Source organism: Ensifer sp. EB106-03-01-XG145, assembly GCF_058792075.1.
Window position 1 is genome coordinate 17,991 of record NZ_JBYTEC010000012.1, and the last position, 26,472, is coordinate 44,462.

21 protein-coding genes are annotated in these 26,472 nt (G+C 63.6%); 20 read left to right on the top strand and 1 reads right to left on the bottom strand.

All coding sequences use genetic code 11. The features are described from left to right. The first annotated feature begins 243 nt into the window (after window positions 1-243). The 12 genes from mraZ (at window position 244) to murB (ending at window position 14,352) form a co-directional block, all read left to right on the top strand. Window positions 244-684: a division/cell wall cluster transcriptional repressor MraZ gene (gene mraZ, locus AC3WWH_RS24385; protein ID WP_057253455.1), complete on the top strand. Its 441-nt coding sequence runs from the start codon at window positions 244-246 to the stop codon at window positions 682-684. Window positions 685-698: 14 nt separating this feature from the next. Then, on the top strand, window positions 699-1,724 hold the full coding sequence (gene rsmH / locus AC3WWH_RS24390; protein ID WP_057253457.1) for a 16S rRNA (cytosine(1402)-N(4))-methyltransferase RsmH: 1,026 nt from the start codon (window positions 699-701) through the stop codon (window positions 1,722-1,724). A 6-nt stretch (window positions 1,725-1,730) separates the two neighbouring features. Beyond that, window positions 1,731-2,114, top strand: a complete 384-nt coding sequence (ftsL, locus tag AC3WWH_RS24395; protein WP_057253459.1) for a cell division protein FtsL — start codon at window positions 1,731-1,733, stop codon at window positions 2,112-2,114. Further along, a complete protein-coding gene (locus tag AC3WWH_RS24400; protein ID WP_057253461.1) occupies window positions 2,114-3,862 on the top strand; it encodes a peptidoglycan D,D-transpeptidase FtsI family protein in 1,749 nt (582 codons plus the stop codon). The genes ftsL and AC3WWH_RS24400 overlap by 1 nt, the downstream gene beginning before the upstream one ends. 66 nt (window positions 3,863-3,928) lie before the next feature. Further along, on the top strand, window positions 3,929-5,392 hold the full coding sequence (locus AC3WWH_RS24405; protein WP_058321311.1) for a UDP-N-acetylmuramoyl-L-alanyl-D-glutamate--2,6-diaminopimelate ligase: 1,464 nt from the start codon (window positions 3,929-3,931) through the stop codon (window positions 5,390-5,392). 1 nt (window position 5,393) lies between these two features. Next, entirely contained in the window at window positions 5,394-6,833 is a 1,440-nt protein-coding gene (locus AC3WWH_RS24410; protein WP_057253464.1) for a UDP-N-acetylmuramoylalanyl-D-glutamyl-2,6-diaminopimelate--D-alanyl-D-alanine ligase, read from the top strand. A gap of 250 nt (window positions 6,834-7,083) precedes the next feature. Then, window positions 7,084-8,184: a phospho-N-acetylmuramoyl-pentapeptide-transferase gene (mraY, locus tag AC3WWH_RS24415; RefSeq protein ID WP_057253465.1), complete on the top strand. Its 1,101-nt coding sequence runs from the start codon at window positions 7,084-7,086 to the stop codon at window positions 8,182-8,184. Between the two features lie 7 nt (window positions 8,185-8,191). Then, complete coding sequence (gene murD / locus AC3WWH_RS24420) at window positions 8,192-9,583, top strand: UDP-N-acetylmuramoyl-L-alanine--D-glutamate ligase (RefSeq protein ID WP_058321241.1); 1,392 nt, start codon at window positions 8,192-8,194, stop codon at window positions 9,581-9,583. Window positions 9,584-9,686: 103 nt separating this feature from the next. Then, a complete protein-coding gene (gene ftsW / locus AC3WWH_RS24425; protein WP_058321242.1) occupies window positions 9,687-10,841 on the top strand; it encodes a putative lipid II flippase FtsW in 1,155 nt (384 codons plus the stop codon). Window positions 10,842-10,844: 3 nt separating this feature from the next. Then, window positions 10,845-11,969: an undecaprenyldiphospho-muramoylpentapeptide beta-N-acetylglucosaminyltransferase gene (murG, locus tag AC3WWH_RS24430; RefSeq protein WP_057253470.1), complete on the top strand. Its 1,125-nt coding sequence runs from the start codon at window positions 10,845-10,847 to the stop codon at window positions 11,967-11,969. Then, on the top strand, window positions 11,966-13,375 hold the full coding sequence (gene murC, locus AC3WWH_RS24435; RefSeq protein ID WP_057253472.1) for a UDP-N-acetylmuramate--L-alanine ligase: 1,410 nt from the start codon (window positions 11,966-11,968) through the stop codon (window positions 13,373-13,375). Before murG ends, murC begins: the two co-directional genes overlap by 4 nt. Before the next feature lie 2 nt (window positions 13,376-13,377). After that, the gene (gene murB, locus AC3WWH_RS24440; RefSeq protein ID WP_058321243.1) at window positions 13,378-14,352 is read left to right on the top strand and encodes a UDP-N-acetylmuramate dehydrogenase; all 975 of its coding nucleotides are present in this window, start codon (window positions 13,378-13,380) and stop codon (window positions 14,350-14,352) included. Between the two features lie 308 nt (window positions 14,353-14,660). Here the strand turns inward: murB and AC3WWH_RS24445 are convergent, their stop codons facing one another. Next, entirely contained in the window at window positions 14,661-15,971 is a 1,311-nt protein-coding gene (locus tag AC3WWH_RS24445; RefSeq protein WP_058321244.1) for an MFS transporter, read from the bottom strand. Between the two features lie 323 nt (window positions 15,972-16,294). Here AC3WWH_RS24445 and aqpZ point away from each other — a divergent pair, with 323 nt between their 5' ends. From aqpZ to recN, 8 genes are all read left to right on the top strand, one after another. Beyond that, the gene (aqpZ, locus tag AC3WWH_RS24450) at window positions 16,295-16,981 is read left to right on the top strand and encodes an aquaporin Z (protein ID WP_492377302.1); all 687 of its coding nucleotides are present in this window, start codon (window positions 16,295-16,297) and stop codon (window positions 16,979-16,981) included. A gap of 307 nt (window positions 16,982-17,288) precedes the next feature. Then, window positions 17,289-18,215, top strand: coding sequence for a D-alanine--D-alanine ligase (locus tag AC3WWH_RS24455; RefSeq protein ID WP_057253480.1), 927 nt, complete (start codon window positions 17,289-17,291; stop codon window positions 18,213-18,215). After that, complete coding sequence (ftsQ, locus tag AC3WWH_RS24460) at window positions 18,203-19,153, top strand: cell division protein FtsQ (protein WP_057253483.1); 951 nt, start codon at window positions 18,203-18,205, stop codon at window positions 19,151-19,153. Before AC3WWH_RS24455 ends, ftsQ begins: the two co-directional genes overlap by 13 nt. Then, the gene (ftsA, locus tag AC3WWH_RS24465) at window positions 19,150-20,481 is read left to right on the top strand and encodes a cell division protein FtsA (RefSeq protein ID WP_057253485.1); all 1,332 of its coding nucleotides are present in this window, start codon (window positions 19,150-19,152) and stop codon (window positions 20,479-20,481) included. Before ftsQ ends, ftsA begins: the two co-directional genes overlap by 4 nt. Window positions 20,482-20,587: 106 nt before the next feature. Continuing rightward, window positions 20,588-22,378: a cell division protein FtsZ gene (ftsZ, locus tag AC3WWH_RS24470; protein WP_492377303.1), complete on the top strand. Its 1,791-nt coding sequence runs from the start codon at window positions 20,588-20,590 to the stop codon at window positions 22,376-22,378. 334 nt (window positions 22,379-22,712) lie between these two features. Next, window positions 22,713-23,666, top strand: a complete 954-nt coding sequence (gene lpxC, locus AC3WWH_RS24475; RefSeq protein WP_058321246.1) for a UDP-3-O-acyl-N-acetylglucosamine deacetylase — start codon at window positions 22,713-22,715, stop codon at window positions 23,664-23,666. 174 nt (window positions 23,667-23,840) lie between these two features. Next, window positions 23,841-24,707: an outer membrane protein assembly factor BamD gene (locus tag AC3WWH_RS24480; RefSeq protein ID WP_057253491.1), complete on the top strand. Its 867-nt coding sequence runs from the start codon at window positions 23,841-23,843 to the stop codon at window positions 24,705-24,707. A 37-nt stretch (window positions 24,708-24,744) separates the two neighbouring features. After that, window positions 24,745-26,418, top strand: a complete 1,674-nt coding sequence (gene recN / locus AC3WWH_RS24485) for a DNA repair protein RecN (RefSeq protein ID WP_057253493.1) — start codon at window positions 24,745-24,747, stop codon at window positions 26,416-26,418. Window positions 26,419-26,472: the final 54 nt, after the last annotated feature.

Genomic DNA, 26,472 nt, shown 5'->3' on the forward strand with positions numbered 1-26,472 from the left:
TTGATCAGCCCGACGGCTGTTTACGAGCCCATTCCCATTGACGCCCATATGGTCCCATGATATCCCATAATGGCACTGCGCAGGGGCTGCTTCGCGGCCCAACATCGCAAGAATCCAGTGCCTTCCGGCTTCGGAGGGTAGGCGGACATTCCGGTGTCCGGCAGGGGTGTCTTGTGTGTGCGGTTACGTGTTCTCGCGGGTCGATGATTGTGGCCCGTCAGTCTTGGGCGGCCGTTTCGCGTTATGAACCGCTTCTTGTCACATGCTGCCAATCGGATCGATGCGAAGGGGCGGGTTTCCGTTCCCTCGGCGTTTCGTTCCGTGCTGTCGGATGGGGGCGTCCGGGAGCTATACTGTTTTCAGGATTTCGTCTTCCCGGCGATCAGCGTCGGCGGGCCGGAGCTCCTGGATCGGTTCGAGAAGCAGATGGCGGCCGAGGATCCGTTTTCCTCGGAGGCCAACGAGATGTCGCTGCTCGTTCATGGGGGTGGCGTCTTCGTGAAGCTCGATCCGGAAGGCCGGTTGATGGTGACGGATTTCATCCGCGACTTCACCGGAATCTCGACCGACGTGATGTTCGTCGGGCGGGGCGATTATTTTCAGCTCTGGGAGCCGCAGGCCTTTGTCAAGGCGCAGGCGGTGGCCCGGGAAGGGCGCAAATCACGGGGGTTGCGTCCAGACTAGAATGGAGAGGCGGAATGGTGACGGAACAAGGCGGAGGTATTCCTGAAGCCGAAGGCGGACCGGTTCGTCACATTCCCGTCCTCCTGTCGGAGGTTCTCGCGGCGCTCGAGCCTGCGCCCGGCAAGGTCATCCTCGATGGCACCTTCGGTGCGGGCGGCTACAGCTCCGCAATCCTCAAGGCCGGCGCCGACGTCATCGCGCTCGACCGCGACCCGACGGCGATTGCCGCCGGCGAGAAGCAGGTCGCCGAGTGGGGCGGACGGCTGAAGCTTATTCATTCGCAGTTCTCCGAACTTGCCGCCTATGCGCCGGCCGAGGGGCTGGACGGCGTCGTGCTCGATATCGGCGTTTCCTCGATGCAGATCGATGAGGCAGAGCGCGGCTTCTCCTTCCAGAAGAAGGGGCCGCTCGACATGCGCATGTCGGCCTCGGGCGTTTCGGCCGCCGATGTCGTCAACCGTGCCAAGGTCTCCGATCTCATCCGCATCTTCGGTTTTCTCGGCGAAGAGAAGCAGGCGGGCCGCATTGCCCGCGCAATCGAGAAGCGCCGGGCCGAGCAGCCCTTCGAGACGACCCGCGACCTTGCGGGCCTGATCGAGGTGGTGACGCCGCGCAAGGCAAAAGACAAGATCCATCCGGCGACCCGCGTCTTCCAGGCGCTGCGCGTTTTCGTCAACGACGAACTCGGCGAGCTCGCTCAAGCGCTGTTTGCCGCCGAAAAGGCGCTGAAGCCAGGCGGCCGTCTTGTCGTTGTCACCTTCCATTCGCTCGAAGACCGCATCGTCAAGGCCTTCTTCCAGGATCGCTCCGGCAAGGCGAGCGGTTCGCGCCATCTGCCGATGGTTTCGGCGCGCGCGGCAACCTTCACGCCGGTTGGCAAGCCCATGGTGGCAGCCAGCGAGGAAGAAGCGTCCCTCAATCCGCGTGCCCGCTCTGCGAAGCTGCGCGCCGGCATCCGCACGCAAGCCGCGTCGCCGGGAAACGATCTATCCATTTTCAATCTGCCGGAACTGGCAAGCCTTGCACGGTTGGGGGGCTGACAAGACATGCTTCGAACGCTCGATATCGTTCTGATCGTCGTCATGACGGCCGCCGCGACGGTGACCTATACGATCAAGCATCGCGCCGAAAACAAGCTTGAGGAAGTCCGCAAGCTCGACGTGGCGATCAAGCTTGAAGAGGACACGATCGATCTGCTTCGCGCCGACTGGGCGCTCTTGACGCAGCCGAACCGGCTGGAGCGTCTGGTCGGTACCTTCGGTGCCGACCTGCAGCTTGCGCCGACGCCTTCCACACAGCTCGCCCAGCCGCAGGAACTGCCGATGCTGAAGGCGGATCTGCCGGTGCCGGAAGACAAGTCGGCGAAGGACGGTATCGCCTCGATCATCAACAAGACCGATAACATGGCAACTGGCTCGGTGGCGCGCTGATGTCGTTTCTCTCCCGCATCATGGTATTGAAGAGCAAGGCGCATTTCTCGGCAGGCGGCAACAACCGGCCGGCCGAAAGCGGCCTCAACGTCACTTTTCAAGGGACGCGCAAGAAGACCACCAATCAGGCGAAGAACCGCGTCGCCATCGTGATCGCGAGCTTCGGCATCGTCTATGCCGTCATCGGCGGGCGCCTGGTGCAATACGGCATGGCGCAGCCGGAAACGGTTTCCAGCATCGGCCGGGCCGACAACCTGATGGCCTCGCGTCCAGACATTCTCGACCGCAACGGCGAGATCCTCGCGACCGACATCCGCACCGTTTCGCTCTATGCCGAGCCGCACAAGATCGTCGATGCCGACGAGGCAGTCGAGCGCCTGTCGACGGTTCTGCCTGATATCAATGCGCGCGAAATCTACAACAAGCTGAAGTCGAAATCGCGCTTCCAGTGGCTGCGCCGCCAGTTGACCCCGAAGCAGCAGAGCGAGATCCTGGCGCTCGGCATTCCCGGCGTCGGCTTCCGTCCGGAAAAACGCCGCTTCTATCCCGGCGGCCACACCGCCGCGCATATTCTCGGCCACGTCAACATCGACAACCGCGGCGTTGCCGGCATGGAGCGCTACATCGACAGCCAGGGGCTCGCCGACCTTGCCGCGATCGGCATGACCAGCGACGCCAAGCTCGAGCCGGTGAAGCTCTCGATCGACGTGCGCGTGCAGAACATCGTGCGCGACGTTATCGACGCCGGTATGAAGAACTATCAGGCGCTGGCCGCCGGCGCCGTCGTGCTCGACGTCAACACCGGCGAAGTTCTGGCGATGGCGTCCGTTCCCGACTACGACCCGAACAAGCCGGCCGAAGGTGCGGAAGAGGGCTGGATGAACCGCATGTCGAACGGCACGTTCGAAATGGGCTCCACCTTCAAGACCTTCACCATCGCCATGGGGCTGGATTCCGGCAAGGTGACGCTCAACGACAGCTTCGACGCCTCGGCGCCGATCCGCATCGGCGGCTTCACCATCAAGGACTTCCACGGCAAGCGCCGCGTGCTGACCGTGCCTGAAATCTTCCAGTATTCGTCGAACATCGGCACGGCCAAGATCGCTGACCTCATCGGCATTCCCGGCCACAAGGAATTCCTGACCCGCATCGGTCTGCTTTCGAAGCTGCCGACCGAGCTGCCGGAGGTGAAAACCCCGACGCAGCCGCGCGAATGGAAGAAGATCAACTCGGTCACGATCTCCTTCGGCCACGGCGTCTCGACGACGCCGCTGCAGACGGCGGTTGCGGGTGCTGCACTCGTCAACGGCGGCAAGCTGATCGAGCCGACCTTCCTGCCGCGCACCGAGGAGCAGGCCAACGCAGTCGCCACGCCGGTGGTCAAGAAGAGCACTAGCGACGACATGCGCTTCCTCTTGCGCTGGAACGGCATTGCCGGCTCGGGCAAGCGTGCGCTGGTGCCGGGCTTCAACGTCGGTGGCAAGACCGGTACGGCCGACAAGGTGGTCAATGGCCGCTATGCCAGCGACCAGAACTTCAACGCCTTCCTCGCGGCCTTCCCGATCGACAACCCGAAATACATCGTGCTGACCTTCATCGACGCGCCGAAGACCGGCGAGGGCGGCGGGCGCACGGCAGGCTCGAACGCTGCTCCCATGGTTCGCGACATCATCAGCCGCTCCGCGCCGCTGCTCGGTGTCGAACCAAAGTTTGGAGAAGACGGTTCTGCCTTGCTTGTGTCTTATTAGACATGAAATGAGAAAGCGGACGATTCGCGATTCTTGCGGATCGAAATCGATGCGAGACGTGCGTTCATGAAGATCAAAGACCTGGCGGGATCGAACTTCCCGGAACTTTCGGCGCAACTGGGCGGCGCTGCCGCCGATATCGACGTTGCCGGACTGACGGCCGATAGTCGGCAGGTTCAGCCAGGGGATCTCTTCGTCGCAGTTACCGGCAGCAAGGCCAATGGCAGCACCTATATTGCCGACGCGCTGAAGCGCGGCGCGGTCGCCGTCGTCACCGAAGCGGGCTCGGACGCCGATGCCTCGTCGGCGCCGGTCCTGAAGCTCTCTGAACCGCGCGCTTTCCTGGCGCGCGCCGCTGCCGCCTTCTATGGCCGCCAGCCGGAAACCATGGTCGCCGTGACCGGCACCGCCGGCAAGACCTCGGTCGCCTCCTTCACCCGCCAGATCTGGGCGCATTCGGGCTTCGCGGCCGCGATGATCGGCACGACAGGTGTCGTCGCTCCCGGCCGCAACGATTACGGTTCGCTGACGACGCCCGACCCGGTGTCGCTGCACAAGCTCTTGGCCGAGCTTGCCGAAGCCGGCGTCACCCATGCGGCGATGGAAGCCTCCAGCCATGGCCTCGACCAGAGCCGCCTCGACGGCGTTCGCCTTTCGGCTGCCGCCTTCACCAATCTCGGCCGCGACCACATGGACTATCATCCGACGGTCGAGCACTACATGGCCTCCAAGATGCGGCTGTTCAATGCCCTGCTGCCGAAGGGTGCGCCGGCGGTGATCTTTGCCGACGACCAATGGTCGGAGCAGGCGATCGCGGCTGCCCGCAAGGCGAAGCTCGAAGTACGCACGGTCGGCCGCAAGGGCGACTACATTTCACTGAAGCGCGTCGAGCACTTCCGCCACAAGCAATCGGCCGAAGTGCATGTCGGCGACGACATCTTCGAAATCCACATTCCGCTCGCCGGCGATTTCCAGGTGGCGAACGCGCTGGTCGCGGCGGGTCTCGCCATGTCGACCGGCATCAGCCCCAAGGCCGCCTTCTCCGCGCTTGAAAAGCTGCAGGGCGCCTCCGGCCGCCTCGAACTGGTCGGCCAGACCAAGGACGGCGCGCTCGCCTATGTCGACTATGCCCACAAGCCGGATGCGCTGGAAAATGTGCTGGCCTCGGTGCGTCCGTTCACGACCGGCCGCGTCGTCGTGGTCTTCGGCTGCGGCGGCGACCGCGACAAGGGCAAGCGCCCGATCATGGGCGAGATCGCGACAAGGCTTGCCGATGTGACGATCGTGACCGACGACAATCCGCGTTCGGAGATCCCCGAGGTGATCCGCGCCGAAATCATGACTGCTGCCAAGGGCGCGATCGAGATCGGCGACCGCGCCCAGGCGATCCGCACGGCGGTCGGCATGCTGAAGACCGGCGACACGCTGATCGTTGCCGGGAAGGGACACGAGGAGGGTCAGACGATCGGCTCCGTGACGCTGCCCTTCTCGGATCATGCGGAGGTCCGCAAGGCATTGGGAGGCTTGTGATTTGAACTGGCTCTGGACAAGCAGCGATCTCCTGGCCGCGATGAACGGCCGGCCGGTTGGCAACCTGCCCGAGGGCATCTCGGGTATTTCGATCGATAGCCGTTCGATCGGCAAGGGCGAAGCTTTCTTCGCGATCAAGGGCGATCGCGTCGATGGCCACGACTATGCCGGCATTGCGCTCGCCAATGGCGCGGCGGTGCTGGTCGTCAGCGAAGGCAAGTTGCCGGCGCTCGGACGCCTCAACGCGCCGATGATCGTCGTCGACGACGTGCTCGAAGCGATGATCCGGCTGGGTTGCGCGGCGCGCGACCGCAGCGCCGCCAAGATCATCGCCGTCACCGGTTCGGTGGGCAAGACGACGACCAAGGAGATGCTGCGCCATGTGCTTAAGCCCCAGGGCCGCGTGCATGCTTCGGTCGCATCCTTCAACAATCACTGGGGCGTGCCGTTGACGCTCGCACGCATGCCCGAGGCAACCGACTTCGGCATCTTCGAGATCGGCATGAACCATCCGGGCGAGATCCGGCCGTTGACTGCCATGGTACGGCCGCACGTGGCCATGGTGACGAGCATCGCCGCCGCCCACCTCGGCAACTTCAAGAGCCTCGATGAGATCGCCGAGGCCAAGGCCGAGATCTTCGAAGGTGTCGTCAATGGCGGCCATGCGCTGATCATTCACGACAGCCCTCAATACAAGCTTCTGGAAAATGCCGCGGCTACGGCCGGCGTCAGCCACATCCATTCCTTCGGCGCCAATCCCAAGGCCGAATTCCGCCTGGTCGAATTCAGTGGCGGTCCGGAAGGCTCCATTCTTTGGGCCGGCATCGGTGGTCGGACGCTGGAAGTGGCGATCGGCGCGCCCGGACGGCACATTGCCGAGAACGCGGTGGCCGTTCTGGCAGCGGTGAAGCTTGCCGGCGGCGATCTCGACTATGCGGCTTCGGCCCTTGCGACCATGCAGGCGGAAACGGGCAGGGGGCGACGCCATACGCTAGTGATCGGCACCGGCACGCTGAAGGTGATCGACGAGAGCTACAATGCCAATCCGAGCTCGATGCGGGCGGCGATCGCGCTCCTGCGCGACAGCGAACCGCCGGTCGGCGGCCGCCGCATCGCCGTGCTCGGCGACATGCTGGAAATGGGCGAACACGCCGTCGAGGTGCATGCCGCACTCGCCCGTCCGCTCGTCGAAGCCGGTATCACCGATGTCTGGCTTGCCGGACCTTTGATGGCGCATCTGCGTGATGCGCTGCCGCCCGAGGTCTCCGTGATCTATCGGGAGAGCGTCGAGGACCTGAAGACGTATGCGCTGGCCGCCGTCGCGCCCGGCGATGTCATCATGATCAAGTCGTCGAAGGGGACCGGCTGCGCCAAGATCGTGCAGGCGCTGATCGAGACCTATCCGGCAGCGGATACCGAGGGACCTGAAGCCGAGGAATAAGCCGGCGACACCACCCATGATGGGCGCGGTGGATACAGCCTGGGGTTAGGTGGGCGCGCCCGAACACTTCGCATGCTGCTGCATACCTCCTTAAATCGGAATCGATTTAGGGGAAAAATTATGCAGCGGATCAAATTGTTACAGCGACCTTTGCGCGTCTAGTTAGACGCGCGGCGCTGTAATGCGTATCGTTTTTCAGATGATTCTGTTGGACGACGTCTATTGCTAAACCTTTGGGGAAAGGTCCCTTATGCTCATTTGGCTCGTGGAACTGGCGGACCACTTTCAGTTTTTCAATCTTTTTCGCTACATCACCTTCCGCACCGGCGCGGCGCTCTTCACCTCGGCCATGATCGTCTTCCTGTTCGGCCCTGCGATGATCGCTTCGCTGCGCATCCGCCAGGGCAAGGGCCAGCCGATCCGTGCCGACGGGCCGCAGACGCATTTCAAGAAGGCCGGCACGCCGACCATGGGCGGCCTGATGATTCTGGCCGGCATCGTCGTCTCGTCGCTGCTCTGGGCCGATCTTTCCAGCGTCTATGTGGTCTCGACCCTGCTCGTCACCCTCGGTTTCGGCGCCATCGGCTTCTATGACGACTACCTCAAGGTCACCAAGCAGTCGGACAAGGGCTTTTCCGGCAAGGCGCGCCTCGGCTTCGAATTCATCATCGCAGCGATTGCGGTGTTCTTCATGATGCAGGCTTCGCTTTCGAGCGGTACCGCCGGCTCGACCTTCGGCTCCTCGGTCACGTTCCCCTTCTTCAAGGACCTGGTGATCAATCTCGGCTATTTCTTCGTGCTGTTCGGTGGCTTCGTTATCGTCGGCGCCGGCAATGCCGTGAACCTGACCGACGGTCTCGACGGCCTTGCGATCGTGCCGGTCATGATCGCCGCCGCTGCCTTTGGCCTGATCGCCTATCTCGCCGGCAACGCGGTCTTTGCCAACTACCTGCAGATCCATTTCGTGCCTGGCACCGGCGAGCTTGCCGTCATCCTCGGCGCCGTCATCGGCGCCGGCCTCGGCTTCCTCTGGTTCAACGCGCCGCCGGCGGCAATCTTCATGGGCGATACCGGGTCGCTCGCACTTGGCGGCCTGATTGGCACCGTTGCCGTTGCCGTTAAGCACGAGATCGTCATGGTCATCATCGGCGGCCTCTTCGTGATGGAAACCCTGTCGGTCATCATCCAGGTGTTCTGGTTTAAGCGCACCGGCCGTCGTGTCTTCCTGATGGCGCCGATCCACCACCACTTCGAAAAGAAGGGCTGGACCGAAAGCCAGGTTGTGATCCGCTTCTGGATCATCGCCGTCATCCTGGCGATGGTCGGCCTCTCCACCCTCAAGCTGCGGTGAGCGGACGATGATCCCGGTCTCCACATTCAGCGGTAGGAAGGTCGCTCTTTTCGGGCTCGGCGGCTCGGGGCTCGCAACGGCGCAGGCGCTGGTGGCCGGCGGCGCGGACGTCACCGCCTGGGACGATAACCCGGACAGCGTCGCCAAGGCTTCCGCCGCGGGCGTGCTGACGGCGGACCTGCGCTCCGTCGAATGGGCCGCTTTTGCCGCCTTCGTGCTTTCGCCGGGCGTGCCGCTCACCCATCCGAAGCCGCACTGGACGGTCGATCTCGCCCATGCTTCGGGCGTCGAGATCATCGGCGACGTCGAGCTCTTCGTGCGCGAACGCCGCGCGCATGCGCCCGATTGCCCGTTCATCGCGATTACCGGCACCAACGGCAAGTCGACGACGACGGCGCTGATCGCGCATATCCTGAAGGAAAGCGGTCGCGACACTCAGCTCGGCGGCAATATCGGCACGGCGGTTCTGACCCTCGATCCGCCCAAGGCCGGCCGCTTCTACGTGGTCGAGTGCTCGTCCTACCAGATCGATCTGGCGCCGACTCTCAACCCGACCGCCGGCATCCTCCTGAACCTCACACCCGACCATCTCGATCGCCATGGCACGATGCAGCATTACGCCGACATCAAGGAGCGGCTGGTCGCCGGCAGCGGCACAGCCATCGTCGGCGTCGACGACAGCTTCTCGGCCCTGATCGCCGACCGCGTCGAACGCGCCGGCACGAAGACGGTGCGGATCTCGCGCCGCCATGTGCTTGCCAATGGTCTTTATGCCGAAGGCTCGCGCATCCTGAAGGCAGAAGGCGGCACGTCCAGCCTGTTCGTCGATCTCGATGGCATTCAGACGCTGCGCGGCGGCCACAACGCCCAGAACGCGGCAGCGGCCATTGCCGCCTGCCTCGCAGTTGGCGTCAGCGCGGTGGAGATCCGCGACGGGCTGAAGAGCTTCCCCGGTCTCAAGCACCGCATGCAGCCGGTTGGGCGCAAGGGCGCGGTCGTGTTCGTCAACGATAGCAAGGCGACCAATGCCGACGCGGCAGCGCCGGCGCTTTCGAGCTATGAGCGCATCTACTGGATTGCCGGCGGTCTACCGAAGGAAGGGGGCATCACGACGCTTGCGCCCTTCTTCCCGAAGATCGTCAAGGCCTATCTGATCGGCGAGGCGGCGCCTGCCTTTGCGGCGACGCTCGGCGAGGCGGTTCCTTACGAAATTTCGGGCACGCTGGAGCAGGCGGTGGCGCATGCGGCCGCAGAGGCAGGCAAGGACGAAGCCGGCCCTTCGGCGGTGATGTTATCCCCGGCTTGCGCAAGCTTCGACCAGTATAAGAACTTCGAGGTGCGCGGCGATGCGTTTGTCGGCCATGTGCGCGCGATCGATGGCGTGACGATGCTGATTTAGTCCGTCACCGTCAGGCTGGTGCTGAAGGCACCGGTCGAAACGGAAGCGGGTGCAGGTATTCGGACGTGGGGCGCAAGAGGCGCCGGAGAAGGGGACTGACAAGATGGTAAGCCGAGCCGAACGTGGCCCCGTGGCCGACTGGTTCTGGACGATCGACAGGTTCTTTCTGGCGACCTTCATCCTGTTGATGGGCGTCGGCTTCATGCTGTCCTTCGCCGCAAGCCCCTCCGTCGCCGAGCGCATCGGCCTCGACAGCTTCCACTTCGTCAAGCGTCACGCGCTCTTCCTCTTGCCGTCACTGGTGGTGATGGTCGGTATCTCGTTCCTCTCGCCGCGCCAGGTCAGGCGCGCTGCGATCCTGCTTCTCGGCGGCTCGCTCGCGATGATGGTGCTGGTGCTCTTCATCGGCGAGGAGGTGAAGGGCTCGATGCGCTGGCTTTCCATCGCCGGCATCTCGATCCAGCCCTCGGAATTCATGAAGCCGGCCTTTGTCGTCGTCTGCGCCTGGCTCTTCTCCGAACATGCGCGCCAACCGGAAATCCCCGGCAATCTCTTTGCCATCCTGCTCTTCGGCATCGTCGCAGCGCTTCTCGTCGCCCAGCCCGACCTTGGCCAGACGATCCTGACGACCGCGGTCTGGGGCGGCATGTTCTTCATGGCCGGCATGCCCTGGCTGTGGATCATCCTGCTCGGCGGTGCTGCGCTCGGCGGTTTCTTCGTCGCCTATACGATGCTGCCGCACGTGGCGGCCCGTATCGACAAGTTCCTGACCGGCGAGGGCGACACCTTCCAGATGGATACCGCACGCGAGGCGATCATTCGCGGCGACTGGTTCGGCCGGGGTCCTGGCGAAGGCATCGTCAAGCGCATCATCCCGGACAGCCATACCGACTTCGTCTTTTCCGTTGCGGCCGAGGAATTCGGCATCGTCTTTTGCATGGTCATCGTGCTGATCTTCGCCTTCCTGGTGATGCGCGGCCTCAACCATGCCTTCCGCGAACGTAACGACTTCAACCGGTTCGCCGTTGCCGGCCTGGTTCTCCAGATCGGCATCCAGTCGATGATCAACATCGGCGTGAACCTCGAACTGCTCCCGGCCAAGGGCATGACCCTGCCGCTGATCTCCTATGGTGGCTCGTCCATGGTGGCGATCTGCGTCACTGCCGGCTTCATCCTGGCTTTGACTCGTCACCGTCCGGAGAAGCGCGCCGTGGAGCGCAGCCTGTTTCGGTCCGGCATTGGTGTGCCGGCGGAGTAAAACATGACTAAAGGCATCATCCTGCTCGCCGCCGGCGGTACCGGCGGCCACCTGTTTCCGGCGGAGGCGCTGGCCCACGAACTGAAGGCCAATGGCTATTCGGTCCATCTCGTCACCGACAGCCGCGCAGAGCGTTATGCCGGCAAGTTCCCGGCCGACGAGGTGCATGTCGTGCCCTCGGCGACGATCGGCTCGAAGAACCCGATCAGTGTTGCGAAGTCGCTGTGGACGCTGTGGACCGGCATGCGTGCGGCGCGCAAGCTGATCGCGCGGCTGAAGCCCAAGGCTGTCGTCGGCTTCGGCGGCTATCCGACCGTTCCGCCGCTGCTTGCCGCCACCGGCATGGGCGTGCCGTCGATCATCCATGAGCAGAATGCCGTCATGGGCCGGGCCAACAAGGCACTGGCTTCGCGCGTCAAGGCGATCGCCGGCGGCTTCCTGCCGGAGGGTACGGGCGCCTTTGCCGCGAAGACCGTGACAACTGGCAATCCGGTGCGCCCGGCCGTGCTGGCCGCTGCCAATTCTCCCTATGCCGCTGCCAGCGGCGATGCGCCGTTCCACCTCGTCGTCTTCGGTGGCAGCCAGGGCGCGCAATATTTTTCCAAGGCGGTTCCCCAGGCGATCTGCCGGCTCGAGGACGACGTTCGCCAGCGGTTCAAGGTCACCCAGCAGGCGCGCCCGGAAGACAGGGACGGCGTGATCGCCACTTACGAGAAGCTTGGCGTACCGGCCGAGGTCTCGCCGTTCTTCACGGACATGGCCGAGCGCATCGCCGGTGCCCAACTCGTCATCTGCCGCTCCGGCGCCTCGACGGTTTCCGAGCTTGCGGTCATCGGTCGCCCGGCGATCCTGGTGCCCTATCCCTATGCGCTCGACCACGATCAGGCGGCCAATGCCGCAGCACTCGCCGCCAAGGGTGGCGCGCGGGTGATCGCTCAAGGTGAACTCACGGCCGACCGCCTTGCAGGCATCCTCAAGGATGCGATCGGCAACCCGCAATCGCTCGCCCAGATGGCGGCAAACGCCCGGGAAACCGGCAAGCCGGACGCAGCAAGCTTGCTTGCATCCCTCGTAGAGGCTATTGCCAGCGGTTTGACAGTCGAGAAATTCAGGGAAACACGCTCATGAAAATGCCGAAAACCATCGGGCTGGTCCATTTCATCGGTATCGGCGGCATCGGCATGAGCGGCATCGCCGAGGTCCTTCACAATCTCGGCCACCGCGTGCAGGGTTCCGACCAGGCCGACAGCGCCAATGTGCAGCGCTTGCGCGCCAAGGGCATCGAGGTCTTCGTCGGCCACAAGGCCGAAAATCTCGGCGACGCCGAAGTGATCGTCGTTTCGACCGCGATCAAGAAGGACAATCCGGAACTGATCGTCGCCCGCGAGAAATTCCTTCCCGTCGTGCGTCGCGCCGAAATGCTCGCCGAGCTCATGCGCTTCCGCAACGCGATCGCGATCGGCGGTACGCATGGCAAGACGACGACGACTTCCATGGTTGCGGCGCTGCTCGAAGCCGGCAATCTCGACCCGACGGTCATCAACGGCGGCATCATCAATGCCTATGGCACCAATGCCCGCATGGGCGAGGGCGAGTGGATGGTGGTGGAGGCCGACGAATCCGATGGCACTTTCCTGAAGCTGCCGGCCGATGTGGCCGTCGTCACCAATATCGACCCCGAACATCTCGACCACTACGGCAATTTCGACGCGGTGCGCGCCGCCTTCCGACAGTTCGTCGAGAACGTGCCGTTCTACGGTTTCGGCGTGCTCTGCCTCGATCATCCGGAAGTGCAGACCATGGTCGGCAATATCGAGGACCGCAAGGTCGTGACCTACGGCGAGAACCCGCAGGCCGACGTGCGTTTCCACAACATCCGCATGGAGAACGGCACCTCGATCTTCGACATCGAGATCCGCCGTCGCCGCACCGGTCAGGTGATCCCGATGAAGGATCTGCGCCTGCCGATGCCCGGGCGCCACAACGTATCGAACGCGACTGCGGCGATTGCGGTTGCGCAGCGCCTCGGCATCAGCCCGGAAGCGATCGCCAGGGGGCTTGCCTCTTTCAGCGGCGTCAAGCGCCGCTTCACGCTGACCGGCGAATGGAACGGCGTGCGCGTCTATGACGACTACGGCCACCATCCGGTCGAGATCAAGGCGGTCTTAAGGGCCGCGCGCGAGGCCTGCCAGGGCCGAATCATTGCCGTGCACCAGCCGCATCGCTACTCGCGCCTTTCGAGCCTGTTCCAGGAATTCTCCGCCTGCTTCAACGATGCCGACACGATCCTGATCGCGCCGGTCTATGCGGCCGGCGAAGAAGCGATACCGGGCGCGACGGCCGAGGAGCTGGTGGATCGCATCAAGGCCGGCGGCCATCGCGACGCCCGTTACGTCTCCGGTCCGGAAGCGATTGCCCCGGTTGTCAGCAAGATTGCACAGCCCGGCGATTTTGTGGTTCTCTTGGGGGCTGGCAGCATCACCTACTGGGCGGCTGCCCTGCCTAAGGAACTCGCGGATATTTCAGGAATTTGAGCATGAAACAGGTCAACGGTCAGAAACTACTGGAATCGCTCGGAAGCGGTGTCAGCGCTGTGCGCGGCCGCATCACGCCCGACGCGCCGATGGATCGCGTCACCTGGTTCCGCGCCGGCGGCCTTGCCGAGCTGATGTTCCAGCCGCACGACACGGATGATCTCGTCACCTTCCTGAAGCTGGTTCCGGCCGAAGTGCCGGTCATGGTGGTCGGTGTCGGCTCGAACCTGCTCGTGCGCGACGGCGGCATTCCCGGCGTTGTCATCCGCCTCTCGGCCAAGGGCTTCGGCGATCTCGAGCTCGTCGGCGAAAATCGCATCAAGGCCGGCGCCATCTGCCCGGACAAGAACATCGCGGCCATGGCGCTCGATCACGGCATCGGGGGATTCTACTTCTTCTACGGCATCCCCGGCTCGCTCGGCGGCGCACTGCGCATGAACGCCGGCGCCAACGGCACGGAGACCCGTGAGCGTGTCGTCGAAGTCCATGCCGTCGACCGCCAGGGCAACCAGCATGTGCTGTCGAATGCCGATATGGGCTATGCCTACCGCCACTCGTCGGCACCAAAGGATCTGATCTTCACCCACGCGGTCTTCGAAGGTTACGCCGAGGACAAGAACAAGATCCGCACCGACATGGATGCGGTGCGTCAACATCGCGAAACGGTCCAACCGATCCGCGAAAAGACCGGCGGTTCGACCTTCAAGAACCCGGAGGGCCACTCGGCCTGGAAATTGATCGACGAAGCGGGGTGCCGGGGGCTCATGGTCGGCAGCGCCCAGATGTCGCCGCTGCACTGCAATTTCATGATCAATACCGGCCAGGCGACCGGCTACGAGCTCGAATACCTTGGCGAAACCGTGCGCCAGCAGGTGCTCGAACATTCGGGCGTCCGGCTCGAATGGGAAATCAAGCGCATCGGCACCTTCATGCCGGGCTACGAGATCAAGGAATTCCTCGGCCGCGGCATCGCCTGAACGGTTGGGTTGCGAGAGATGAATGGGAAGGGCCGCGGCGGAAGCGCTGCGGCCCTTTTGCTTTCAGGCGAATGCGCGTTCCTCACTCTCCGTCATGCTCGGGCTTGACCCGAGCATTCATGCTCCGCCCAACATACGGGTGGCCCGGGCGTGGATCCTCGGGTCAAGCCCGAGATGACGGCAGGTGGGTGGGGCAACGGGAGAGGACATTCCTCCTCGGCCCCATCCCCAATCACAAAGAGCCGCAGCGTTGCCGCTGCGGCTCTTCTTGTTTGTGGTCAGCCGCGCGCTGCGCAGCCAAACAGATCTCAGGCCGAAACCTCGTCTTCCGTCGACAGCACGAGGCAAAGCAGCGTGATGGCGGCGGCTGCCAGCAGGTAGTAGCCGACGTAATCCAGGCTGTAGTTGGTGGCGAGCCAGGTGGCGATGTAGGGCGCCAGAGACGCGCCGAAGATGCCGGCGAGATTAAAGGTCATGGACGCGCCGGTGTAGCGCACCGAGGTCGGGAAGGGGGCGGCAAGGGCTGCGCCGATCGGGCCATAGGTCAGGCCCATGAGGCCGAGGCCGATGATCGAGAACAGGAAGGCGCCGCCAAGGCCGCCGGCAAGCAGCGGGGCCATGAACAGGCCGAAGACGCCGATGCCGATGGTGGTGACGATCAGGATCAGGCGGCGGCCGAACCGGTCCGAAAGGATGCCGGCGACCGGGATCATCAGGCCGAAGAAGACGACGCCGGTCATCTGTACGACGAGGAACTGCTCGCGCGAGTAGCCGAGCTTTGCCGTGCCCCAGGAGAGCGAGAACACCGTCATCAGATAGAACAGCACGAAGGTCGCCAGCGCCACGAAGGTGCCGAGCACCAGGCTGCGCTTGTGGAAGCGGAAGATCTCGGCGATCGGAACCTGCACGCGCTCGTGCTTGTCTACCGCCTTCTGGAACTCCGGCGTCTCGGTGATCTTCAGCCGGACATAGAGGCCGACGGCGACCAAGAGGATGCTGGCGATGAAGGGTACGCGCCAGCCCCAGGCGAGGAAGGCTTCGTCGCTCATGACTTCGCCGAGGATGAGGAAGGTGCCGGCCGACAGGATGAAGCCGATCGGGGCGCCGAGCTGCGGGAACATGGCGTACCAGCTGCGCTTGCCCTCGGGCGCGTTTTCAGTGGCGAGCAGAACCGCACCGCCCCATTCGCCGCCGAGGCCGAGGCCCTGGCCGAAGCGGCAAAGCGCCAGGAGCAGGGGCGCTGCGACGCCGATCGTCGCATAGGTCGGCAAAAGGCCGATCACGACGGTAGATATGCCCATGGTCATCAGTGCCGCCACGAGCGTCGCCTTGCGGCCGACCTTGTCGCCGAAATGGCCGAAGATGACGGCGCCGAAGGGGCGGGCGAAGAAGGCAATCGAGAAGGTCGCGAAGGACTGCAGCATTGCCGAGGTCGGGTCGGCGGTCGGGAAGAACAGGTGCGGAAAGACCAGCACTGCGGCGGTGGCGTAAACGTAGAAGTCGAAGAATTCGATGGTCGTGCCGACGAGGCTTGCGAACAGCACCCGGGCAGGGGAGTTCACTGCCGCGTGCTTCGACGCATTGTCCTTCGGCGACAGGGAGGTTGTCGCGTCTGTCATTATGATGGTTCCTGATATGGATTTCATACCGTCTTGGGAGGCGGTTGAGGGCTATTAACGCAAGTTTCGGCATGACGAAACCCTGAAACCGTAAGAAATGCGAACGATATCGGCGTCATGCGCAGCATTATTCCGCTGGTGCATGGCTCTCTGCGGCAGAGGTTGGGTCTGCCTGTTCCTTGGGCAATATATTGAGCTGCGCTTGGTCGATTTCACCTTTTGCGCGCGTTTGACACCGCCTCACAACCCATCTTGACCGGAATCAAATTGTGGCAAACTCTGGGCACTTGAAGCGATCGGCTTCGTTTTTCAGGAGCGAATGCATGTTCAAAAGGCTTTCTGCGGAATTTCTGGGTACATTCTTGCTCGTTTTCGGCGGTTGCGGCAGCGCGGTGCTGGCGGCTGCCTTTCCTGAGGTCGGCATCGGCCTGCTCGGCGTTTCTTTTGCTTTTGGTCTCACCGTACTCACCATGGCCTATGCGGTCGGCGGCATCTCCGGTGGACACTTCAATCCGGCCGTTTCGGTTGGGCTGATGGTCGCCGGCAAGTTTCCGTCCCACAAGCTCGTCGGCTACGTTGTCTCCCAGGTGCTGGGCGCGATCGCCGCTGCCGGCGTGCTCTATCTGATCGCCAGCGGCAAGGCCGGTTTCCAGCTCGGCGGTTTTGCCGCCAATGGCTATGGCGAACATTCGCCGGGCGGCTATTCGCTGACATCAGCGCTCGTCGCCGAGGTGATGCTGACCTTCTTCTTCCTGTTCATCATTCTCGGCTCCACCCATGGCCGCGTGCCGGCCGGCTTCGCGCCGATCGCCATCGGCCTGGCGCTCACCCTTATTCACCTGGTCTCGATCCCGGTGACGAACACTTCGGTCAACCCGGCCCGCTCGACGGGGCAGGCGCTCTTCGTCGGCGATTGGGCGCTGGCACAGCTATGGCTGTTCTGGGTGGCGCCGATCGTCGGCGCGGCAATCGCCGGCATCGTCTGGAAGATCGTCGGCGACGACGACTAATCCCTCATCGCATCGTCAGATTGGAGCCCGCCGCCTCGTTTGCGGCGGGTTTTTCATTTTTTTCGCTTGTTACGCATTCGATTCAGGATTGCTCCGCAACCCTTTGATCTCCCGCCAAAATGCCCTGTCGACTACGCGCGTGCACGCACGGCGCGTGTTTCGTTTCCCGACTAAGGTTAACGAAAGTAAACGGTTCGTTAACCATAATGCCGTTCTAGTGACCCAATGGCACCGGTGACTCGCGGGGACCGGAATCAGCCAGACGCAAGGAAACCTTGCGATAGTGGCGTATTGTTTGGGGGTTTGAATGAGCGGCAAGCATGTGGCTGTCCTGATGGGCGGATTTTCTTCGGAGCGACCGGTTAGCCTGTCGTCCGGGGCTGCCTGCGCGGATGCCCTTGAGGCTGCCGGCTACCGCGTCACCCGAATCGACGTCGATCGCAACGTTGCCGAGGTGCTCGCGGCACTCCGGCCGGACGTCGCCTTCAATGCTCTTCACGGTCCGTTCGGCGAGGACGGCACGATCCAGGGCATCCTCGAATATCTGGAAATTCCCTACACCCATTCCGGCGTACTCGCCTCGGCGCTCGCCATGGACAAGGCGCAGGCCAAGCACGTTGCGGCCGCCTCCGGCATTCCGGTTGCCGACGCGCAGGTGATGGATCGCCATGCCTTCGGTCCGAAGCACCCGATGAAGCCGCCCTATGTCGTCAAGCCGGTCCGCGAGGGCTCGAGCTTCGGCGTCGTCATCGTCAAGGAAGATCAGTCGCATCCGCCGCAGGTGGTGACCTCGAGCGAATGGCGCTACGGCGACCGAATCATGGTCGAGCGTTATGTCGCTGGCCGCGAATTGACCTGTGGCGTCATGGGCGACAAGGCCCTTGGCGTGACCGAAATCATCCCGCAGGGCCATGCCTTCTACGATTATGACTCCAAGTACGTAAAAGGTGGTTCTCGCCACGTCATTCCGGCACAGATTTCACCAAATATTTACCAAAAAATACAAACACTCGCTCTGAAGGCGCATCAGGCAATCGGTTGCCGGGGCGTCAGCCGATCCGACTTTCGTTTCGATGACAGTTCCTCCGGTGAGGGCGAGCTGATCTGGCTGGAAATCAACACCCAGCCCGGCATGACGCCAACCTCCCTGGTGCCCGAGATGGCCGCGCATGCCGGCTATAGTTTCGGTGAGTTTTTGAGTTGGATGGTGGAGGAAGCGTCGTGTTTGCGTTGAGGGGCAGAAGGGGCAAGAGGGTTCGTCACCTCGATGGCGCTGCAGCCGTCGATGTGGACGGCGGCCGTGTGCTGCCGCGTCCGCTCCGTCGTGTCGTGCGCTTCTTCGTCAGTCTTGGTGCTGGCCGCGTTCGCTTTCCGGCCCATACCGGCACGATCTCGGCGCTCGCCTTTTTTGCTGCGACGGGCTTCTACGGCATGTCGCTCGGCGGTCATACGCAGAACTTCGCGCAAGCTTCGACCACCGCCGCGGGATTTGCGATCGAAGACGTCAAGGTTTCCGGCAACGACCAGACCTCGGAGATCGACATCCTCCAGCAGCTCGGCCTGGACGGCACGACGTCGCTGGTGGCGCTCGATATCGCCGAGGCCCGCAAGCTGATCGCGGAAATGCCCTGGGTTCAGGGCGTGACGGTGCGCAAGGTCTATCCCGGCACGATCGAGGTCAACCTTACCGAGCGCAAGGCCTTTGGCATCTGGCAGCACGGCTCCGATCTTTCGCTGATCGAAAGAAGCGGCAGCGTGATTGCGCCGCTGCGCGACAACAAGTTTGCGGCGCTGCCGCTGTTCGTTGGCCGCGATGCCGAAACGGCGGCCGCCGATTTCTACGACGAGTTTTCCCGCTGGCCGGAGATCCGCTCGCGGGTGAGGGCCTTCGTTCGCGTCGCCGGTCGCCGTTGGGACCTGCGCCTCGATAACGGCATCATCGTCAAGTTGCCGGAGCACGACGTCGCCCAGGCGATGCAAGTGCTCTCCGACATGGAAAGCCAGCACCAGCTCCTGGAGCGCGACATCGCGGCCGTGGATCTGAGGCTGCAGGATCGAACCACAGTTCAGTTGACTCCGGGTGCAGTCACCCGGCGCGAAGTTGCCTTGAAGGCGAGGGACAAAATGCTGAAGGCGCAGGAGACCGAAAAGAAGAAAGAGGGGCGGATATGAGTTTGTTCGGTTCCTCCAGCTTTGGCTTGCCGCGCCTGAAGCCGCTTTCTTCGAAGCGGTCTCACGTTGTCTCGGTGCTGGATATCGGTTCGACCAAGGTGGTCTGCATGATCGGCCGGCTGACGCCGCGCGCCGAGAGCCAGATCCTGCCGAACCGCACCCACAACGTCGAAATCATCGGCATCGGCCATCAGAAGTCGCGGGGCGTCAAGAACGGCGTCGTCGCCGATCTCGATGCGGTCGAAAGCGTCGTGCGGCTCGCGGTCGACGCGGCCGAGCGTATGGCCGGGCTTACCATCGACAGCATGATCGTCAACGTTTCGGCCGGCCGGCTGCAGAGCGACGTCTACACCGCGACGATCGATCTCGGCGGCCAGGAAGTCGACGCCAACGATCTGCGCAAGGTTCTGTCGGCCGCCGGCCAGCAGTCGCTGCGCTCCGACCGCGCCATCCTGCACTCGCTGCCCACGGGCTTCTCGCTCGATGGTGAGCGCGGCATCCGTGATCCGCTCGCCATGTTCGGCGACGTTCTCGGCGTCGACATGCATGTGCTGACGGCCGAGCGTGCAGCGCTCAAGAATCTGGAACTCTGCGTCAACCGCGCTCACCTCTCGGTCGAGGGCATGGTGGCGACCCCCTATGCTAGCGGTCTTGCAGCGCTCGTCGACGACGAAGTCGAGCTCGGCTGTGCCGCGATCGACATGGGCGGCGGCACGACGACGATCTCGGTCTTTGCCGAAGGCAAGCTCGTTCATGCGGACGCTGTCAGCCTCGGCGGCCACCACGTGACGACGGACCTGGCGCGCGGTCTTTCGACCCGCATCGAAGACGCCGAGCGGCTGAAGGTCGTGCACGGTTCGGCACTGCCCAACAGCGCCGACGAACGCGACATCGTCTCGGTTCCGCCGATCGGCGAGGACGACCGCGATCAGCCGACGCATGTGCCGCGCGCGCTCGTCTCGCGCATCGTGCGCGCCCGCATCGAAGAGACGCTCGAATTGATCCGCGACCGCATCCAGCGCTCGGGCTTCAGCCCGATCGTCGGCAAGCGCATCGTTCTGACGGGCGGCGCAAGCCAGCTCACGGGCCTGCCGGAAGCGGCGCGCCGCATCCTCGCCCGCAATGTTCGCATCGGCCGTCCGCTCGGAGTTTCCGGGCTGCCCGCGGCTGCCAAGGGGCCGGCCTTCTCCACGGCGGTCGGCCTGATGATCTATCCGCAGGTCGCCGACCTCGAGACCCATGCCGCCCACGGCGGCATGTTCTCGGCGCTCGGCGCCGGCAACGGTCGCATCGCCCGCATGGGGCAGTGGCTGAAAGAGAGCTTTTGAGTGACGTTCGGCGCCGACAGGGACGGCGTCGGATGAAGGAAATGTTGGACTTTGAGAGATTTGGCCGGCTCGGCAAGGCGGCCAGAAAACAGAAGGAACGGGTACAATGACTATCAACTTGCAGAAGCCGGATATCACGGAGCTGAAGCCGCGCATCACCGTCTTTGGCGTGGGTGGTGGCGGTGGCAACGCCGTCAACAACATGATCACTGCAGGCCTCCAGGGCGTCGATTTCGTCGTCGCCAACACCGATGCCCAGGCACTGACCATGACCAAGGCCGAGCGCATCATCCAGATGGGCGTCGCCGTCACCGAAGGTCTCGGCGCCGGTTCGCAGCCGGAAGTCGGCCGCGCGGCCGCCGAAGAGTGCATCGATGAGATCATCGACCACCTGAACGGCACCCACATGTGCTTCGTCACCGCCGGCATGGGCGGCGGCACCGGCACGGGTGCAGCCCCGATCGTTGCCCAGGCCGCCCGCAACAAGGGCATCCTGACGGTCGGCGTCGTCACCAAGCCGTTCCATTTCGAAGGCGCGCGCCGCATGCGCCTCGCTGACCAGGGCATTGCCGAACTGCAGAAGTCGGTCGACACCCTGATCGTCATCCCGAACCAGAACCTCTTCCGCATCGCCAACGACCGCACCACCTTTGCGGACGCCTTCGCGATGGCCGACCAGGTTCTCTATTCGGGCGTTGCCTGCATCACAGACCTCATGGTCAAGGAAGGCCTCATCAACCTCGACTTCGCCGACGTCCGCTCGGTGATGCGTGAAATGGGCCGCGCCATGATGGGTACCGGCGAAGCTTCGGGCGAAGGCCGCGCACTGGCCGCTGCCGAAGCCGCGATCGCCAACCCGCTGCTCGACGAGACCTCGATGAAGGGCGCCCAGGGCCTCCTGATCTCGATCACCGGTGGCCGCGACCTGACGCTGTTCGAACTCGACGAAGCTGCAACCCGTATTCGCGAAGAAGTCGACCCGGATGCCAACATCATCCTCGGCGCGACGTTCGACGAAGAACTCGAAGGCCTGATCCGCGTCTCAGTCGTCGCCACCGGCATCGACCGCACGGCCGCGGAGGTAGCGGGTCGTTCCGCTGACTTTCGTCCGGTAGCAGCCAAGCCGGTCGTCCGTCCCTCGGCCGCCATTCCTGCCCAGCAGTCGCAGCCGGTCGCCCAGCACCAGCCGGCCCCGGTTCACCAGCCGGTGATGCTGCAGCCGGTCGCCCAGCCGGTGCAGCAGCCGGTCCAGCAGCAGCCGTCTGTCGATCACATCGCGGCTGCGATCCGCGAAGCCGAAATGGAGCGCGAGCTCGATATCGCGACCCGCACCGCCCAGGCACAGGTCCAGGCTTCGGCTCAGCCGGCGCATGACGAGAACTTCCGTCCCCAGAGCAAGCTTTTCGCCGGTGCAGCACCGGTAGAGGCCGCTCCGGTGATGCGCCAGCCGCAGCCGCAGATGCAGCCGGTTCAGGCCCAGCCTCAGCCGCAGCCGGTCATGCGCCAGGAGCCCGTTGCTCCGGTCATGCGCCAGCAGCCGGAACAGGTTCGTATGCCGAAGGTCGAAGACTTTCCGCCAGTTGTGAAGGCCGAGATGGACCGCCGCGCCCAGCCGGCAGCCCCGATCGCGGAAGAGCGTGGCCCGATGGGTCTCCTCAACCGCATCACCAGCTCGCTTGGCCTGCGTGAGCGCGAACAGACCCCAGCGGCCGCCGACATGACGGCTTCCGCACCGACCGCTGCTTCCCAGCAGCGCCGGCCGCTCTCGCCGGAAGCGAGCCTCTATGCGCCGCGTCGCGGCCAGCTTGACGATCACGGTCGCGTTTCGCAGCAGACGCGCCCGCAAGAAGATGATCAGCTCGAAATCCCGGCGTTCCTGCGCCGTCAGTCGAACTGATTGGAAGGCCCGTTCCTTCACCTTGCCGAATGCCCGGGCAACTGCCCGGGCATTTTTGCATTTTCTTCATCATTTCAGATGTTTGATTCGATGTTGCGGACCGTCGCAAATACGTAACAAAGCGAAACGAACAGTGATTTGGAATGGTGCCTCCAAACTCCTATTTTCAGACTCGGAATTGGGGACGCATGCGATTCGATCAAGCGCTGTCTGTTCGAAACGCAGAGGATCGGATTTTGCTCCGAGACTCTCGGGCGCCTTGTTTGTGCCCTGAAGTTCGCTGCGTCCGCCAGCAGGTTTTGGCCATCGGCCACAGGTATTGAAAGTGACGAGAATGGGAATCGAATTGCTCGGGTTTCAGACGACGATTGCAAGCCCGGTAACGCTGAAGGGAAATGGCGTTCACTCGGGTGCAGAAGTGTCGATCACCTTCCATCCGGCGGAAGCCGATGCGGGCATCGTGTTCCAGCGCGTTCTCGCCAATGGCCGGATCAGCGAATACAAGGCGGTTTCCTCGCAGGTCGGCAACACCGATCTCTGCACCGTTCTCGGCATGTCGCCGGCGACGTCGATTGCCACGATCGAACATGTGATGGCCGCGATCTATGCGCTCGGCCTCGACAACCTGACGGTCGAAGTTCACGGCGCCGAAATGCCGATCATGGACGGCAGCTCCGAACCCTTCATCGACGCGATCGAGCAGGTGGGCGTTCGCGCCCTTGCAGTCAAGCGTCGCTACATCCGCATCGTCAAGCCGGTGCGCATCGAATCGGGCGCGTCCTGGTCGGAGTTCACGCCCTATGACGGCATGCGCTTCGAGGTCGAGATCGACTTCGATTGCCCGCTGATCGGTCGCCAGTCCTGGAAGGGCGACATGACGCCGTCCGTCTTCAAGCGCGAACTGTCGCGCGCCCGCACCTTCGGCTTCATGCGTGATGTCGAGCGGCTCTGGGCTGCCGGCTTTGCGCTCGGCTCCTCGCTCGAAAACTCGGTCGTCATCTCCGACGACAACACCGTCATCAACGTCGAGGGCCTGCGCTACACGGACGAGTTCGTTCGTCACAAGACGCTCGATGCGGTCGGCGATCTCTCGCTCGCCGGCGCGCCGTTCATCGGCTGCTACCGTTCCTACCGCGGCGGTCACAAGATGAACGCCAACGCACTGAAGGCGCTTCTCAGCGATCCGACGGCCTACGAAGTCGTCGAAACGGCGACCCCGCGTCAGCGCACCCGCGCCCGCGACATGGTTGCAGTTGCAGTTCCGGGCTTTGCGCCCTGGTCCGCATAAACAAAAAAAGTCATCATCTCCTCCAGTCGCCGGCCGAAAGGCCGGCATTTTCATGATAGGGCCGCCACAAATTTGCATGAATCACCGATCATGACGTTGCGGTCTCAAGGTAACTTGCTCTAAAAGCGCATGTCTGGCGGGGTCCAAGCCCGCAGCGTGGAACGGGAATATCCGATGGTTCTTGCAGTTTCTGTTGATCTGAGAAAGTCAGCGCGCGTCGCCGCCGTGATCGTCGCGGCCATTGCCGGCAGCGCCCTGATTACCGCCTGCCAGAACGATCCCGATATCGACATCACCAAGTTGACGGCGGAGACGGATCCGCCGGAAGTGCTCTACAATCAGGGCCTTGCCAACCTCAACGCCGGCAAGACGACGGAAGCGTCGCGCAAGTTCGAAGCGCTCGACCGCCAGCATCCGTTCTCGGAATATGCCCGCAAGGCGCTGGTGATGAACGCCTTCGTTTCCTACCGAAACGGGCAGTACCAGGAGGCGATCAACGCCACCGGTCGTTACCTCAATCTCTATCCGCAGTCGGAAGACGCGGCCTATGCGCAGTACATCCAGGGGCTGGCCTATACCAAGCAGATCCCCGCGGTGACGCAGGACCAGAAGCCGGCGATGAGAGCGATCGAGGCCATGCAGGCCGTCGTCGATCGCTATCCGGACTCCGAATATGTCGACGACGCCAAGTCGAAGATCCGCTTTGCCCGCGACCAGCTCGCCGGCAAGGAAATGCAGGTCGGTCGCTACTATCTCGAGCGCAAGGAATATCTAGCGGCCGTATCGCGCTTCCGCGTCGTCATCGAGCAGTATCCGAACACCAACCAGGTGGAGGAAGCGCTGGCGCGCCTCACCGAGGCCTATTACGCGATGGGCGTGACCCAGGAGGCGCAGACCGCTGCTGCCGTTCTCGGCCACAACTATCCGGACAGCCAGTGGTACTCCGATTCCTTCAAGCTGCTGCAGTCTGGCGGCCTGGAGCCGCGTGAAAGCGGCAACTCCTGGATATCGCGCGCTGCCAAGAACCTCATCGGCGCCTGATCCTTATCAGCGCCCGTCAAGGAAGATACGAACCCGGATGCTCGCCCAGCTTTCGATCCGCGATATCGTCCTGATTGAACGGCTTGATCTGGCTTTCGACGCCGGGCTCTCGGTGCTGACCGGTGAAACCGGCGCCGGTAAGTCCATCCTGCTCGACAGCCTGTCGCTGGCCCTTGGCGGCCGTGGCGACGGCTCGCTGGTGCGCCATGGCTCCGACAAGGGGCAGGTGACAGCGGTCTTCGACGTGCCCGTCGGTCATTCGGCGCGGCTGATGCTGCACGAAAACGGCATCGACGATGATGGCGACCTGATCTTCCGCCGCGTGCAATCCGCTGACGGCCGCACCAAGGCCTATGTCAACGACCAGCCGATCAGCGTCCAGCTCATGCGCCAGCTCGGACAGACGCTCGTCGAGATCCACGGACAGCACGACGATCGCGCGCTTGTCGACATCGACGCGCACCGCACCTTGCTCGATGCCTTCGGCGGCACCTCCGACGAGGCGCAACATGTCGGCAATCTCTATCGCGCCTGGAAGGACGCCGAGCGCGGTCTGAAGAAGCATCGCGAACGCGTCGAAGCTGCCGCGCGCGAGGCGGATTTCCTGCGTTCTTCGGTCGAGGAACTGGAAAAGCTCAGCCCGCGCGACGGCGAAGAGGACGAGCTAGCCGAGAAGCGGGCGCGAATGATGAAGTCCGAGCGCATCGCCGGCGACATCAACGAAGCCTCCGAATTCTTGAATGGCAATGGTTCGCCGGTTCCGCTGATCGCCTCGCTTGTGCGCCGGCTCGAGCGCAAGAGCCATGAGGCGCCGGGTCTGCTGGAGGAAACCGTCGAGCTTCTCGACGGGGCGCTGAACCAGCTCTCGGACGCGCAGATGGCGGTCGAGCGGGCGCTGCGCAACACCGAGTTCGACCCGAAGGAGCTGGAGCGGGTGGAAGAACGGCTGTTTGCGCTTCGTGGTGCCAGCCGCAAATATTCCGTCCCGGTCGCCGAGCTTCCGGCGCTCGCCGTGCGCATGATCTCCGATCTTGCCGATCTCGATGCCGGCGAGGAAAGACTGAAGCAGCTCGAAGGCCAGGTCGGTGTTGCCAAGGCAGCCTTCGACGCGTCGGCGCGCTCGCTCTCGGAAAAGCGGCAGCGCACGGCGTCGGCACTCTCCGCCGCCGTCATGGACGAATTGCCAGCGCTGAAGCTCGAACGTGCACGCTTCATGGTGGAAGTTCAAAGCGATGCGACGCAGGCGACGGCCGACGGCATCGATCTCGTCGAATTTCATGTCCAGACCAACCCCGGCACGCGGCCGGGGCCGATCATGAAGGTCGCCTCGGGCGGCGAGCTCTCGCGCTTCCTGCTGGCGCTGAAGGTGGCGCTTGCCGATCGCGGCTCGGCGCCGACGCTCGTCTTCGACGAAATCGACACCGGCGTCGGTGGTGCCGTGGCAGACGCCATCGGCCAGCGGCTGAAGCGGCTTTCCGGCACCGTCCAGGTGCTTTCCGTTACCCACGCGCCGCAGGTGGCGGCGCGGGCCGCAACGCATCTGCTGATCTCCAAGGGTCCCTCCGCCGAGAAGGCCGAGACGATCGCGACCCGCGTCGCCCGCATGGACGACAAGGCGCGCACCGAGGAAATCGCCCGCATGCTCGCCGGCGCCTCGATCACGGAAGAGGCGAGGGCGGCAGCGGCGCGGTTGCTGGCGGGTAACGGCTAGCCACAGGCTCTTTTCTTTCGCGATGGTTGCTCTACAAAACGACTCCGAATCCGG

Bases quoted from the DNA above. Each gene is read 5' to 3' on its own strand.
- mraZ (WP_057253455.1), top strand. From the start codon at position 244: ATGAACCGCTTCTTGTCACATGCTGCCAATCGGATCGATGCGAAGGGG.
- rsmH (WP_057253457.1), top strand. From the start codon at position 699: ATGGTGACGGAACAAGGCGGAGGTATTCCTGAAGCCGAAGGCGGACCG.
- ftsL (WP_057253459.1), top strand. From the start codon at position 1,731: ATGCTTCGAACGCTCGATATCGTTCTGATCGTCGTCATGACGGCCGCC.
- AC3WWH_RS24400 (WP_057253461.1), top strand. From the start codon at position 2,114: ATGTCGTTTCTCTCCCGCATCATGGTATTGAAGAGCAAGGCGCATTTC.
- AC3WWH_RS24405 (WP_058321311.1), top strand. From the start codon at position 3,929: ATGAAGATCAAAGACCTGGCGGGATCGAACTTCCCGGAACTTTCGGCG.
- mraY (WP_057253465.1), top strand. From the start codon at position 7,084: ATGCTCATTTGGCTCGTGGAACTGGCGGACCACTTTCAGTTTTTCAAT.
- murD (WP_058321241.1), top strand. From the start codon at position 8,192: ATGATCCCGGTCTCCACATTCAGCGGTAGGAAGGTCGCTCTTTTCGGG.
- ftsW (WP_058321242.1), top strand. From the start codon at position 9,687: ATGGTAAGCCGAGCCGAACGTGGCCCCGTGGCCGACTGGTTCTGGACG.
- murG (WP_057253470.1), top strand. From the start codon at position 10,845: ATGACTAAAGGCATCATCCTGCTCGCCGCCGGCGGTACCGGCGGCCAC.
- murC (WP_057253472.1), top strand. From the start codon at position 11,966: ATGAAAATGCCGAAAACCATCGGGCTGGTCCATTTCATCGGTATCGGC.
- murB (WP_058321243.1), top strand. From the start codon at position 13,378: ATGAAACAGGTCAACGGTCAGAAACTACTGGAATCGCTCGGAAGCGGT.
- AC3WWH_RS24445 (WP_058321244.1), bottom strand. From the start codon at position 15,971: ATGACAGACGCGACAACCTCCCTGTCGCCGAAGGACAATGCGTCGAAG.
- aqpZ (WP_492377302.1), top strand. From the start codon at position 16,295: ATGTTCAAAAGGCTTTCTGCGGAATTTCTGGGTACATTCTTGCTCGTT.
- AC3WWH_RS24455 (WP_057253480.1), top strand. From the start codon at position 17,289: ATGAGCGGCAAGCATGTGGCTGTCCTGATGGGCGGATTTTCTTCGGAG.
- ftsA (WP_057253485.1), top strand. From the start codon at position 19,150: ATGAGTTTGTTCGGTTCCTCCAGCTTTGGCTTGCCGCGCCTGAAGCCG.
- ftsZ (WP_492377303.1), top strand. From the start codon at position 20,588: ATGACTATCAACTTGCAGAAGCCGGATATCACGGAGCTGAAGCCGCGC.
- lpxC (WP_058321246.1), top strand. From the start codon at position 22,713: ATGGGAATCGAATTGCTCGGGTTTCAGACGACGATTGCAAGCCCGGTA.
- AC3WWH_RS24480 (WP_057253491.1), top strand. From the start codon at position 23,841: ATGGTTCTTGCAGTTTCTGTTGATCTGAGAAAGTCAGCGCGCGTCGCC.
- recN (WP_057253493.1), top strand. From the start codon at position 24,745: ATGCTCGCCCAGCTTTCGATCCGCGATATCGTCCTGATTGAACGGCTT.